The organism is Stenotrophomonas africana (assembly GCF_013004645.1).
Taxonomy (GTDB): domain Bacteria; phylum Pseudomonadota; class Gammaproteobacteria; order Xanthomonadales; family Xanthomonadaceae; genus Stenotrophomonas; species Stenotrophomonas africana.
The window spans coordinates 279,445-291,223 of the sequence record NZ_JABEME010000004.1 but is presented as its reverse complement, the minus strand read 5'-3'; the positions used below and the strand labels follow the sequence as shown (position 1 = coordinate 291,223).

The 11,779-nt window shown below is 65.2% G+C and carries 12 protein-coding genes and 1 riboswitch; of the genes, 6 read left to right on the top strand and 6 right to left on the bottom strand.

Annotated elements, in window-relative coordinates:
• Positions 1-235 precede the first annotated feature (235 nt).
• From HLA98_RS09905 to HLA98_RS09895, 3 genes are all read left to right on the top strand, one after another.
• Positions 236-2,626 (top strand): autotransporter family protein, encoded by a 2,391-nt coding sequence (locus HLA98_RS09905; protein ID WP_057500332.1) that lies wholly within the window; start codon positions 236-238, stop codon positions 2,624-2,626.
• 518 nt (positions 2,627-3,144) lie between these two features.
• Entirely contained in the window at positions 3,145-3,555 is a 411-nt protein-coding gene (locus tag HLA98_RS09900; protein ID WP_057500331.1) for a hypothetical protein, read from the top strand.
• 128 nt (positions 3,556-3,683) lie between these two features.
• Positions 3,684-4,055 carry a DUF805 domain-containing protein gene (locus HLA98_RS09895; RefSeq protein WP_057500330.1) on the top strand — a complete coding sequence of 124 codons (372 nt, stop codon included), beginning with the start codon at positions 3,684-3,686 and terminating at the stop codon, positions 4,053-4,055.
• A 351-nt stretch (positions 4,056-4,406) separates the two neighbouring features.
• On the opposite strand, the gene thiL is transcribed toward HLA98_RS09895, so the two are convergent.
• The 5 genes from thiL to HLA98_RS09870 form a co-directional block, all read right to left on the bottom strand.
• The gene (gene thiL, locus HLA98_RS09890; RefSeq protein WP_057500329.1) at positions 4,407-5,369 is read right to left on the bottom strand and encodes a thiamine-phosphate kinase; all 963 of its coding nucleotides are present in this window, start codon (positions 5,367-5,369) and stop codon (positions 4,407-4,409) included.
• A 201-nt stretch (positions 5,370-5,570) separates the two neighbouring features.
• A complete protein-coding gene (gene nusB / locus HLA98_RS09885; RefSeq protein ID WP_005408062.1) occupies positions 5,571-6,050 on the bottom strand; it encodes a transcription antitermination factor NusB in 480 nt (159 codons plus the stop codon).
• Positions 6,047-6,514, bottom strand: coding sequence for a 6,7-dimethyl-8-ribityllumazine synthase (gene ribH / locus HLA98_RS09880; protein WP_005408061.1), 468 nt, complete (start codon positions 6,512-6,514; stop codon positions 6,047-6,049). Before ribH ends, nusB begins: the two co-directional genes overlap by 4 nt.
• Before the next feature lie 201 nt (positions 6,515-6,715).
• Positions 6,716-7,816, bottom strand: a complete 1,101-nt coding sequence (ribB, locus tag HLA98_RS09875; protein ID WP_057500328.1) for a 3,4-dihydroxy-2-butanone-4-phosphate synthase — start codon at positions 7,814-7,816, stop codon at positions 6,716-6,718.
• A complete protein-coding gene (locus HLA98_RS09870; RefSeq protein ID WP_057500334.1) occupies positions 7,813-8,439 on the bottom strand; it encodes a riboflavin synthase in 627 nt (208 codons plus the stop codon). Before HLA98_RS09870 ends, ribB begins: the two co-directional genes overlap by 4 nt.
• Before the next feature lie 74 nt (positions 8,440-8,513).
• A riboswitch (FMN riboswitch) is annotated at positions 8,514-8,659 on the bottom strand.
• A gap of 192 nt (positions 8,660-8,851) precedes the next feature.
• Between HLA98_RS09870 and HLA98_RS09865 the strand changes: the two genes are divergently transcribed.
• Together HLA98_RS09865 and HLA98_RS09860 are read left to right on the top strand one after the other, a co-directional pair.
• Entirely contained in the window at positions 8,852-9,475 is a 624-nt protein-coding gene (locus HLA98_RS09865; RefSeq protein WP_049445008.1) for a hypothetical protein, read from the top strand.
• Between the two features lie 151 nt (positions 9,476-9,626).
• Complete coding sequence (locus HLA98_RS09860) at positions 9,627-10,511, top strand: hypothetical protein (protein ID WP_057500327.1); 885 nt, start codon at positions 9,627-9,629, stop codon at positions 10,509-10,511.
• A 48-nt stretch (positions 10,512-10,559) separates the two neighbouring features.
• Here the strand turns inward: HLA98_RS09860 and HLA98_RS09855 are convergent, their stop codons facing one another.
• Positions 10,560-11,303, bottom strand: coding sequence for a hypothetical protein (locus tag HLA98_RS09855; RefSeq protein WP_232015479.1), 744 nt, complete (start codon positions 11,301-11,303; stop codon positions 10,560-10,562).
• 74 nt (positions 11,304-11,377) lie between these two features.
• Between HLA98_RS09855 and HLA98_RS21240 the strand changes: the two genes are divergently transcribed.
• Positions 11,378-11,770 carry a hypothetical protein gene (locus HLA98_RS21240; protein ID WP_232015480.1) on the top strand — a complete coding sequence of 131 codons (393 nt, stop codon included), beginning with the start codon at positions 11,378-11,380 and terminating at the stop codon, positions 11,768-11,770.
• Positions 11,771-11,779 lie beyond the last annotated feature (9 nt).

Below are 11,779 nucleotides of genomic sequence, written 5' to 3'. Positions count from 1 at the left end.
CAGCCGTGTCCGCCACCTGAACCCGCTCACGGGGTCAACCAGGCTTTGCAACAAATTGCATGGGAACGGAGCCAGAGGATCGGGACACTGCAGGCCGTTAAGGGCACCCGCATTCGCAATCGACCTCATTGTTCACAAAAATTTCACATGTTGCCGGCGTATACGTCGCATCGCTGAACAGGGGTTCCCGGTTGTCGCGGCGTGTCCGTTGCCTCCCTCCGCTAAGGACAAGACCATGAACCTTCATCCCTATTCCCTGCCACTGCGCCCGCTCACGCGCGGCTTGATGCTTGCCTTGGCGATGCTGCCGGCAGCCACGGTCCTGGCCGGCGATCTGGACGGGCAAACCGCCGAGATCGACGGCACCGCCCCGTACGAAGACTGGACGCTGATCAACGGCTCGAGCCTGACCGCCAGGAATGCACGCACCAAGACGCTCGCCGCGAACGATTCCTCGGTTCTGGTGCTCGAACAGAGCACCGTCGACGCCACGGGCAATGCCGAACGCGCGGTATGGCTGCAGGGAGCGGCCTCACTGACCGCACGTGATTCCGGCTTCGTTGGCGGCATCCATCTTGAACCGGGCGCAACCTCTGCTCGCATCTATGGCAGCTCAATCCTGGTTTCCACTGCCGGTGTTTCGCCTGGTTCCCAGAAGACGATCGGCGTTGATATCTCCAGCGGCAGTTCCAGTTGGCCGACAAAGGATGCCTATGCCCTGATCGATTCGACCATGATCGACGTGGAAGCACTGCCCGGGGGCAACGTTCGATCCAGCGGCCTGGGCGTGCGCCTGATGGCGGGCAGCATGGATATCGTCAATGGCTCGCAGGTGAGGGGGGAAAACGTGGGCGCCCTGTTGTGGGCCGAATCGAACCCCGCACAGCGCATCGCCCTGACCATCGACAATTCTGTGGTGATCGGCAGCAAAGGTGCAGCGATCCAGGTGTATCCTGGCTCGGAAAGCACCTATGACATCAACGTGGTCAATGGCGCCCAACTCGGCGGTGGCGATGGCCATGTGTTGTACGTGGGCCGCGAAGTGGGCGCCGTACGTCGCACAGACGTGAACTTCAATGTGGATGATTCGCGGCTGCGTGGTGACGTTGCACTCGATCCGGCCAGCATTGCCAACGCCAACGTCATTGTCGTCCTGCGCAACAAGGCGCGGATCGACGGCCGCTTCATCAACGTCTCCTCCGCCAGCATCGACAGCGACAGCACCTGGCTGATGACCGGCGACAGCAATGTCGGCCACCTGGCGCTGGGCAACACCGGCACCGTGGCACTCGGCAATGGCAGCACCTTCAACACGCTCACTGTGGATACCTTCGACGGCGCCGGTGGCACCCTGCTGTTCAACACCCAGCTGGGTGACGACAGCTCGGCCACCGACACGCTGATCATCAAGGGCGACGCCAACGGCCAGGCCAACGTGCGGGTGCTCAATGCCGGGGGCGCGGGCGCCAAGACTGACAAGGGCATCGAGCTGATCCGCGTGGGCGGCGCGTCCAATGCGCAGTTCGACCTGCAGGGCCGTGCAGTGGGCGGGCAGTACGAGTACTTCCTGTTCAAGGACGCGACCAACGGCGGCTGGTACCTGCGCTCGGAACTTGCCGGGGCACCGGATCCGTGTGTGATTGATCCGACGCTGCCGGAGTGTAAGCCGGTCGATCCGGTGGACCCGGTCGATCCGGTTGACCCGACGCCAGTGCTGCGCCCGGAAGCCGGCGCCTACCTGGCCAACCAGTTTGCGATGGACCAGCTGCTGCGCCACGGCTGGCGCGACCGCCAGGGCGGCAACACCTCCGCCGTTGATGGCGTACGTGGCTGGGCCCGCGTGGACGGTGCGCAGAGCAAGCTGTCTGCCGTGGAAGACCAGCTGGACCTGCGCGTGGACCGCTCGCGCCTGCAGCTGGGTGCGGACATCGGCGTGTTCGACAACGGCCAGGGCCGCGTGGGTGTGATGGGCACGCTGGCCAGGTCCGATGCCACCTCGCGTTCGCAGCTGACCGGCTACAGCGCACGCGGCAAGCTCAACGGCGGCGCGCTGGGCGTGTACGGCAACTGGAGTACTGATGCACTGTATGTGGATGCCAGCGTGCAGCGCGGCCAGTTCCGCAACCGCGTGCAGGGCGAAGGCCTGGCCGAGGAACGCTACGACTCGGATATCTGGCAGAGCTCGCTGGAAGCCGGCTACCGCATCGGCATCGGCCGGATCGGCAGCACCGCGCTGAGCCTGCAGCCGGAACTGCAGCTGGTCTACACCGACGCCAACACCGACCGCCACGAGGAAACCAACGGCACCGTGGTGCGCAGCTTGGGCGACAGCGGTCTGTCCGGCCGCGTGGGCCTGCGCCTGCAGGGCGAGGGCCGCAGTGCCGCCGGTGCATCGGTCAGCCCGTATGTGGTGGCCAACTGGTACCGCGACGGCGCCAGCAACGGCATGGCATTTGATGATGAAGCACTGAAGGCCAGCGTGCCGCGCAACCGCTACGAGCTGAATGCCGGTGCGCGTGTGGACTTCCGTTCCGGCCTGAGTGCTTGGGGCGGCTTCGGCGTGATGCGTGGTGACCATGGGTACCGCGAAGCGACGGCCAATCTGAGTATGTCGTACAACTGGTGAGGTAATTGAAAGGACGGCGCCGGATGATTCCGGCGCCGTTTTTTTTCTGCGCGACGCGACGTCTTTGTAGAGTCGAGCCATGCTCGACTGGCTTTTCTCGGATGTCGCCGATAACAAGTCGAGCATGACTCGACTCTACAAAGGATGTCGCATTCGGCAGGCAGCGCCCTCTGCTGCCTGCCAACTACGAGATTGCAACGCTTTCGACATTTCCAACAATTCTCATTGGCAGCATGGGCGCTTCATGCAAATCATGTGGCGCCACCGACAACGGGTGGCACGGGCTTGCAATCCCGTTTGATCGATGTTGTTTACGCTTGCCTGCCGGCGTCGCCTCCTTCCCCTGTGCCCGGGCGGCGTCGGCAGGCATTCCGTCTCTGCCTACATGGCGGACGGTGCGCGGGGGCCTCGTGCCCGCCGGCGTTTCTACATCGGTCACCGGTATTGCAACCACGCACCGTCCGCCACCCTCGCTGTTAAGCGGGGTGGCCCCTTGTTTCCTGCACAAGGATGCCGCCATGACTGCTGCGCACTACCCCTCCCTGTTCGCCACCCTCGGTGAAGCTGCCAACCAGCTGCCCGAGACCATCGCCCGCGCACTGGAAACCACGCTCAGTGCCACGCGCGGCAGCACTGTCCCCACCAGCAACACCCTGCTGGCGTGCCTGCAGCGCATCCGCCACGTGGAGGCCGCCGACGGCCAGCCCTGGCCAGACAAGGGCCGTACATCAGGACAATGCATGGCGATGGCACGTGCGGACCGGGCCAATGCCGGCCTGACGTTGCTGCTGGAACTGCTGCATGCCACCGAACGCGTGCGCGTGGACGGCGATGATGATCAGCAGGTAGGCGACGACGTGCGCGAAGGGCTGCTGCTGGCCTGCCGTGGGCTGGCAGAGTATGTGGATGTGCAGTTGCACGCGACTTGAGCAGCTCGCGTTCTGAACTGCGGAAGAGCGCTCAGTTCCAAACTGCGCGGCTCGCGATTACAACAAATCTGATGGCCCACCGTCACGCTGGCACGGATAGTTCGCACTTCTTTTCAGGGAGTGTACCGATGCACAAGATGATGGTTCCGCTGAAGCGCTATACGCAGTTCAGTGGGCGCGCCAGCCGCAGTGAGTACTGGTGGTTCCAGTTGTTCATGTTGATATTCACCATTCCGTTGAACGTGCTGGGCTTCATCGCCGGGTACATCAACTCCACATCGCTGGCGCTGGTTTCGTCCGGGCTGATGCTGGTGGTATGGCTGGCACTGGCGCTGCCACTGATCGCGGTGACCATGCGCCGGCTGCACGATACCGATCGTTCGGGCTGGTGGTTGTTGCTGGGGCTCGTGCCGATTGCCGGCCTGGCCGTGCTGGTGTTCATGCTGCTGCCCAGCACGCCGGGCGACAACCGCTTCGGCGCGCCGGTTCCGCACGTGTAACCTCCCCGCTTGGGTAGGTGTCGACCTTGGTCGACACGGTGTTGCCACGGGCGGCTGATACGTTCGTGCCAACCAAGGTTGGCACCTACCAGAGCAATGCCGAGGTGCCTCCGCCACTGTGTGGGCGCGGGCGGCTGACACATTCGTGCCAACCAAGGTTGGCACCTACCACAGCAATGCCGATGTGCCTCCGCCACTGTGTGGGCACGGGCGGCTGACACATGCGTGCCAACCAAGGTTGGCACCCACCACAGCAATGCCGATGTGCCTCCGTCTCGGTAGGTGTCGACCTTGGTCGACACGGTTTCGTGCCAACCAAGGTTGGCACCCACCAGAGCAGTAACGCTGCGGCTACGCGAAGTGCTGGTATCCGCCGTCGGCGGCTTCGCCATCCACGTGTACGCCCTGCCCTTCGGCAATACGACCGATGCGGGTAAGCGGTACGTCCAGCGATTCGGCCAGGTAGTGCAGCGCGTCGCGCTGGTCGGCGGCGGCGGTGAAGCACAGTTCGTAGTCGTCGCCACCGCGCAGTGCGCAGTCGCGTGCACCGTCGCGGCCGAGCAGCTCACGCAGCGCGTGCGAGATCGGCAGCGAATCGGCATCCACATGCGCGGCCACGTTGCTGCGCGTGGCGATATGGCCCAGATCGGCCAGCAGGCCGTCGGAGACATCCACGGCCGCGTGCGCGAAGGCACGCAGGCGCAGGCCGAGGGTCACGCGTGGCGTCGGTCGCAGCAGGCGCAGGCGCAGGCTCTCGTAGTCGGCCAGTAGGGTGGCAGTGGTTACGCTCAGCGCCCCCTGCTGCCACAGGCGCAGCGCACCGGCGGCATCGCCCAGCGTGCCACTCACCCAGAGGTCGTCGCCCACCTGTGCGCGGTCGCGGCGCAGTGCCTGGCCACGCCCGACCTGGCCCATTGCGGTCACCGACAGCGACAGCGGGCCACGCGTGGTGTCGCCACCGATCAGCGCGATGTCGTGCTGGTCGGCCAGGGCGAAGAAGCCATCGGCGAAAGCCTCGATCCAGTCTTCGGTGGCTTCCGGCAGCGACAACGCCAACGTGCACCACGCCGGGCGCGCGCCCATCGCGGCCAGGTCCGACAGGTTGACCGCCAGGGTCTTCCAGCCGATGTCGAAGGCCGGGGTTTCCACCGGGAAGTGCACGCCGCTGTTGAGCGTGTCGGCGGTAACCACCAGTTGTTCATTGGCACGCGGCTGCAGCAGCGCGGCGTCATCGCCGATGCCGAGCAGGATGTCGTCGCGCTCGAGGGTACGGGCGCGGATGCGGTCGATGAGGGCGAATTCGGCCAGGGACATGGGGCGTTCCGGCGGGTTGCATGGATGGGCGGCGGGCGCGGATGCCGACCAGGTGAACCGGCTGGGGGGGTAGAGTCGACTGTCAGTCGACTGCTCTCCCGTCCGACACTACGACTGCTGATCGAAAGGCAGTCGACTGACAGTCGACTCTACCGAAGCAGATTCCCGCGCCGTTCAATGAACGATGCGGGACGCAGGGGGTCAGTGACCCGATTCGACCTTGCGCCATTCCACGGCGGCACGATCCAGCACGCCGTTGACGTAGGTGTGGCCGTGCTCGGAACCGAAGCGCTTGGCCGATTCGATGGCTTCGTTGATCACCACGCGGTACGGCACGTCCAGGCGGTAGCGCAGCTCGTAGGCGGCCAGGCGCAGCACCGCGCGTTCGATCGCGTCCACTTCTTCGATGCCACGGTCCAGGTACGGGCCGAGCGCTTCGTCGATGTCGCGGCGGTTGTCGAGCACGCCGTGCAGCAGCGCCTCGAAGTACGCCAGGTCGGCGATTTCGCGGGCCTGCTCGTGGGCGAACTGGGCGATCAGCGACTGGGCGTTGCCGCCGGAGATCTGCCAGGCATAGATGGCCTGCACGGCACGACGGCGGGCGCGCGAGCGCAGCACCGGATCGACGCCATCGCGGCGGACGGGTTTACCGGAGGGCTTGCCCTGGGTGTTCTTGTTCATGGCAGCTGCTCCAGAAGATTGACCATTTCCAATGCGGCGAGTGCGACTTCCTCGCCCTTGTTGCCGTGGCTGCCGCCTGCGCGGGCCTCGGCGTCTTCAACGCGTTCCACCGCCAGCACGCCGTTCAGCACCGGCACGCCGAAGTCCAGCTGCACGCGCATCAGGCCTTCAGCGCAGCGGTCGGCCACGTGTTCGTAGTGACGGGTATCGCCACGGATCACGCAGCCCAGGGTGAGGATGGCGGCGTGTTCATGGGCGGCGGCCAGGCGCGCGGCCACCAGCGGCAGTTCCCAGGCACCCGGCACGCGGATCACGTCGATGTTGGCTTCGGTGATGCCGTTGCCGGCCAGGCTCTGGCGGGCGCCAGCGACCAGCGTGTCGGTGATGCGGGCATTCCAGCGGCTGGCCAGGATGGCGAAGCGCGCCGATTCGGGAGTGCGAAGATCGCCTTCGAAGTGGCTCATATGCGGCTTGGGGGACTCGATAAGGGGGTAATTCTAGCGTGGATGGGCCCCGGCCGTGGTTGGCGGGGGCCTCCAAGGGGCCTTCTGTAGAGCCGAGCCATGCTCGGCTGCTCTCTGCCGCCGGACTGGACACCCCCGCGCTGCGCGCGTAAGCCGAGCATGGCTCGGCTCTACAAGGGTGTCATGGCCGGGGCGCGGGCCTCAGCAGCCCACCGTCTCCACCACTTCCAGGCCGTAACCGGCCAGGCCGACCTGGCGGCGCGGGGTGCCCAGCACGCGCAGCTTGCCCAGGCCCAGGTCGGACAGGATCTGCGCACCGGCACCATTGCGACGCCACTGGCCCACGTCCTTGTCCTTGCCCGGCACCACCGGTGCCGGCTGCTGGCGCAGGCGGGCCAGCAGGGCTTCGCCATCGCGCGGGGCCGACAGCACCACCATCACGCCGGCGCCTTCGGCATTGATCGCGCGCAGGGCATCGGTGGCGGCCACGCCGAAGTCATCGCGGCGCCAGTGCAGCAGGTCGGCCAGTGGGTTTTCCACCTGCACGCGCACCAGGGTCGGGGTGTCCGCATCCGGGGTGCCGCGGACCAGGGCGAAATGCAGGTCGTGGGCGATGCGGTCACGGTAGGTCACCAGCTTGAACGGGCCGAACTCGGTCTCGATCTCGCGCTCATCCACACGTTCCACGGTCTTTTCGGTGGCCAGGCGGTAGGCGATCAGATCGGCGATGGAGCCCATCTTCAGGCCGTGCTCGCGGGCGAACACTTCCAGTTCCGGGCGGCGCGCCATGCTGCCATCCGGGTTCAGGATCTCCACCAGCACGCCGGCCGGTTCCAGCCCGGCCAGCATGGCCAGGTCCACGCCGGCTTCGGTGTGGCCGGCACGGGTCAGCACGCCGCCCGGCTGGGCGATCAGCGGGAAGATGTGGCCTGGCTGGTGCAGGTCCGACGGCTTGGCGTTGGGCTTCACCGCGGTGCGGATGGTGTGGGCGCGGTCATGCGCCGAAATGCCAGTGGTGACGCCCTCGGCGGCCTCGATGCTGACCGTGAAGTTGGTCTGGAACTGCGCGGTATTGGCCTGCACCATCGGCGCTAGGCCGAGGTCGGCGGCACGGGTGCGGGTCAGCGGCAGGCACACCAGGCCACGGCCGTGGGTGACCATGAAGTTGATGTCCGACGGTTTGACCAGCTCGGCGGCCATGATCAGGTCGCCTTCGTTCTCGCGGTCTTCGTCATCGACGATGACGACCATACGGCCCAGGCGGATGTCTTCCAGGATGTCCGGAATCGGGGCGAAATTCATGCGACATCTCCCTGTGGGTACTGACCGTTGGCCGGCACACTGATCAGCCGCTCCACGTAACGGGCGACCAGATCGATTTCAAGATTGACCGCGCTGCCCACGCCTGCGGCGGAGAAGGCGGTGTTGGCGACCGTGTGCGGGATCAGGGCGACTTCAAAACCTTCATCGTCCACTTCGTTGACGGTGAGGCTGACGCCGTCCACGCAGATCGAGCCCTTCTTGGCGATGTAGCGGCGCAGCGAGGCCGGCGCGGCGAAACGCCAACGCTGGGCACGCGCGTCTTCGTGGATGGACACCACCAGGCCAAGGCCGTCGACGTGGCCGCTGACCAGATGGCCGCCCAGGCGGTCGGTCGGGCGCATGGCGCGCTCCAGGTTGATGACCGCCCCTTCGCCCAGCTGACCCAGCGTGGTCAGGCCCAGGGTCTCGGTGGAGGCATCGGCCTGGAAGCTGCTGGCGTCGAATGCGATGACGGTGAGGCAGACGCCGTTGATGGCAATGCTCTCGCCCATCTGCACGCTGTCGAACGGCAGATTCCCGACATTGAAGGTGAAGCGGACATCGCCGCCGATGGATTCGCGTGCGGCCAGACGGCCGACGCCTTCGATGATTCCAGTGAACACGTAACGTTCTCCGCGAAAAGTGAGCGAAAAACGCCGCAAGGCAAACAGGCGCACGCAGGGCATAAGCCCTGTGGCACCGTCTTCTTTCATCCGGACTATGACCGTCGGCTCCGGCATTGGACCGGATCTGCTGACCCCCGGCCGTGGGCCGGGGCGCTCGCGGGCTTGTGCTTGCGCACCTACCGCCGGTGGGGAATTGCACCCCGCCCTGAAGACGTTTGTATACCGGCGAACCGGCCCGCGTAGTGTACCAGCCTGGGCTGAACGGGGCCGGCACCCCCTCGCAGCCTGTGACGGCCGTCGCTCGCATTTTGTAAAACTTTCATTAAAATCGCTCACCGGACGACATGAGGTCGCCACGGGCTGCCCGGAGGGTCGGCCCGCCAATGGACTGAAATTCACAGGAATTCCCATGCGCAAGATCCTGATCGTGGCCGCCCTGCTGGCCGCCGCCCCGTTCTCGGCTTCGGCCGACGCCCTGAGCTACACCTACGTCGAAGGCGGCTGGACGCAGGTCAAGACCAACGACGACCTGCTGGATGACCCGAAGGTCGACGGCGGCTATCTGCGTGGCTCGGTCGCCCTGTCCGAACAGGTCCATGTGTTCGGTGGCTGGACCTACGCCAGCAAGTCGTACAACTACGACTACGGCTCCTACAAGCTGAAGCTGAACCAGCCGGAGCTGGGCATCGGCTACCACATGCCGTGGACCGACCGCGTCGACTTCACCGCTGACGCCGCCTGGGTCCGCCAGCAGGCCGAAATCACCGTCAACTCCGATTTCTACGGCCGCCTGCGCAACAAGGACCACACCAACCTGGGCCGCGTCACCGTGGGCCTGCGTGGCAAGCCGTCGCGCATGACCGAAGCCTGGGTCAAGACCGGCTACATGGACGGCGGCAACAACTTCAAGGGCACCTGGGTCGGCACCCTGGGTGGCCAGATCAACTTCACCAAGACCTGGGGTCTGGTGGGCGAGATCTCCGGCTACCGCGATGTCACCCAGTACTCGGCCGGCGTCCGCGCCAGCTTCTGATCCAACGATCGCTCCTCGTCGTGCGATCGAACGGGCCCCGCAAGGGGCCCGTTTTTTGTCCACTGCACACCGTCACCTGGCTGCACCGTGCCATCGAAAGTGTGGGCAGATGCGCTAGGCTTGCGCGCCTCTGGAACAGGAAAACACCGTCATGAAGACTCCCGCCCGTACCCTTCTGGCCAGCGTGCTGCTGTGCGCCCCGCTGATTGCCAGCGCTGCACCGGCCCAACTGACGCCCGAGCAGGCCTTCGACCTGTATGCACGCGTGCTGCTGGAAGACGACGCAGCCGCCACGCGCACGCTCAACGACGCACTGAAGCCGGCGTTCGAGGGCCAGGATGCCGTGACCCCCAACCCGGGTGCGCTGGCCAAGGCATTGGCCGAACCCTGGCAGACCGTACTGGCCAGCACCGGCGCCAAGGTCGACGCTGCGGCCACCGAAGCGCTGTATGCCAAGGCGCTGCGTGATTCGAAGTGCCGCGCGACCAAAGGCGTGATCGAAGACAACGAATACGTTGAAGACCAGAAGCTGGCGCGCATCACCTACAGCTGCCAGCTGCCGGACCTGGGCAAGGTCCGCCCGCTGTTCGCCGCCAGCCTGGCCGACGATGCCAGCCCGGCCTCGCGCAAGCAGTTCACCGATGCCTATGCCCAGGCACTGCAGAGTGGCGCGCGCGTGCCGGTCAGCGGCACCTTCACCCTGTACCCGGCCAAGGACAACGGTTACTGGTACAGCGGCAACTTCGATGACCTGGTGGGCACCGTGGCTGGTGCGCTGGCACCGTTCGAGGACTGGATGCAGGACGCGCAGGCAGCCAACGCGCCGAAAGTGACCGGCGTACCCGGCTGCGACCTGCTGCTGCAGCAGCACCGCGCCTGCGTGGCGAAGATCGCACCCGACCAGATCAGCGGCGTGGGCGCAATGGCCGAGGAACTGAAGGCCAAAGCACAGGTGAAGTCGACCGATGAGATGACGCAGGAGTGCAAGGCACTGCGCCCGATCGCCGAGATGATGTGGACCGACGAGTGCGCGTAAGCGGGTAGTCGGTAGCGCCGGGCCATGCCCGGCGACACCACGCTGCCGTCATTCATCGTCATCGTCGTCCGGATGTTCACCAAACTCCGGACGATTCTGCTGGTACTCGCAGCCGTGCAGGGTCTTGCCGGGCGACCACGCACGTACGATGCGCGCGCGATCTTCCAGCCAGCCATCGGCCGCCGTGTCGGTATCGTAGAAGCCTACGAAAGCAGCGTCGCTCCAGCCATCGTAGGGTGGCAGAAGCCATTCTTCGGCCAGCGTTTCGGCGATATCCCCGTCCAGCTCTGCGTACAAGGTCTGACCCACCTTGACCAAGCGTGAAGCGGGCCTGCCGGCGATCATGATCGGTGCCGGCGGCACCCACCAGCGATTGCCCTCTTCATCTTCTCCATCCTTCCAGCCTTTGAAACGCGCATCAGTGGTGTGTGCCGACATGGTCACCGCCCAATCGGCCGTGTAATTACGCAATGCGTCGGCGTTGCAGGTCAGCACCTCATCCAGCTCCTTGACGACATCGACGCTTGGCGCCAGATAGGTATCCGGCTCCTTTCCGCGCCTGCGCAGCTGCTCCATCCGCGTGTCGTAGCGCTCCTCGCACCCCACCAGTACAGAGTCGGGGTGGGTGGAGACGCGCGACGCCGTAAGTGAACGAACCGAAAAGCCGATTTCGCTGACATTGCGCAAGGACAGGTTCCGCACATGGATGTGAGGCACGGCCGTTGCATGCAGCGGCCTCATATCCAGCTGCTTGGATATCGTCTCAAAGGAGACATCATCCAGGATGGCCATCGTCCCTTCCGAAAGCACTGCAATGCGTTGGGTCCGGTGCCGAATACAGTGATCGGATTAGGCAGCTCGACCTCATGCAGATAGGAATTGGGCTGTTTGACAACGGTCCACGCATCGAATGGCGGCTTGGCACGCTTGCCATCACCCAGCACGACATCCCACACATTTCGCGACAGCGGCTCGCGCACCGAGGTGGGAGCCCGACACTCGATGACGGCGGCCAGATCATGCAGGGCCTGCACGCTTGTGATGGCACGCACGGCAGCGGGATCATCGCCATCTGCGAAGGCGGCAGGCGATACAACCATCCCAAGCGCGAGGAGCGCTGGAAGCATACGGTTCCGGAAAGATTGCGCCACGATGATCACCGCTCTGGGGAACCCAGTACTGTGCATTCGCGTCACGAAGGCGGCTATGAGGAAAGTTTCAAATTCCCCCGACGTTTTTGCCACGAGAGCAATACGTGACTTTCAGAC

Bases quoted from the DNA above. Each gene is read 5' to 3' on its own strand.
- ribB (WP_057500328.1), bottom strand. From the start codon at position 7,816: ATGAATTTCGCCCCGATTCCGGACATCCTGGAAGACATCCGCCTGGGC.
- HLA98_RS21240 (WP_232015480.1), top strand. From the start codon at position 11,378: ATGCAGATAGGAATTGGGCTGTTTGACAACGGTCCACGCATCGAATGG.
- HLA98_RS09900 (WP_057500331.1), top strand. From the start codon at position 3,145: ATGACTGCTGCGCACTACCCCTCCCTGTTCGCCACCCTCGGTGAAGCT.
- thiL (WP_057500329.1), bottom strand. From the start codon at position 5,369: ATGTCCCTGGCCGAATTCGCCCTCATCGACCGCATCCGCGCCCGTACC.
- HLA98_RS09905 (WP_057500332.1), top strand. From the start codon at position 236: ATGAACCTTCATCCCTATTCCCTGCCACTGCGCCCGCTCACGCGCGGC.
- ribH (WP_005408061.1), bottom strand. From the start codon at position 6,514: ATGAGCCACTTCGAAGGCGATCTTCGCACTCCCGAATCGGCGCGCTTC.
- HLA98_RS09855 (WP_232015479.1), bottom strand. From the start codon at position 11,303: ATGGCCATCCTGGATGATGTCTCCTTTGAGACGATATCCAAGCAGCTG.
- HLA98_RS09895 (WP_057500330.1), top strand. From the start codon at position 3,684: ATGCACAAGATGATGGTTCCGCTGAAGCGCTATACGCAGTTCAGTGGG.
- HLA98_RS09865 (WP_049445008.1), top strand. From the start codon at position 8,852: ATGCGCAAGATCCTGATCGTGGCCGCCCTGCTGGCCGCCGCCCCGTTC.
- nusB (WP_005408062.1), bottom strand. From the start codon at position 6,050: ATGAACAAGAACACCCAGGGCAAGCCCTCCGGTAAACCCGTCCGCCGC.
- HLA98_RS09860 (WP_057500327.1), top strand. From the start codon at position 9,627: ATGAAGACTCCCGCCCGTACCCTTCTGGCCAGCGTGCTGCTGTGCGCC.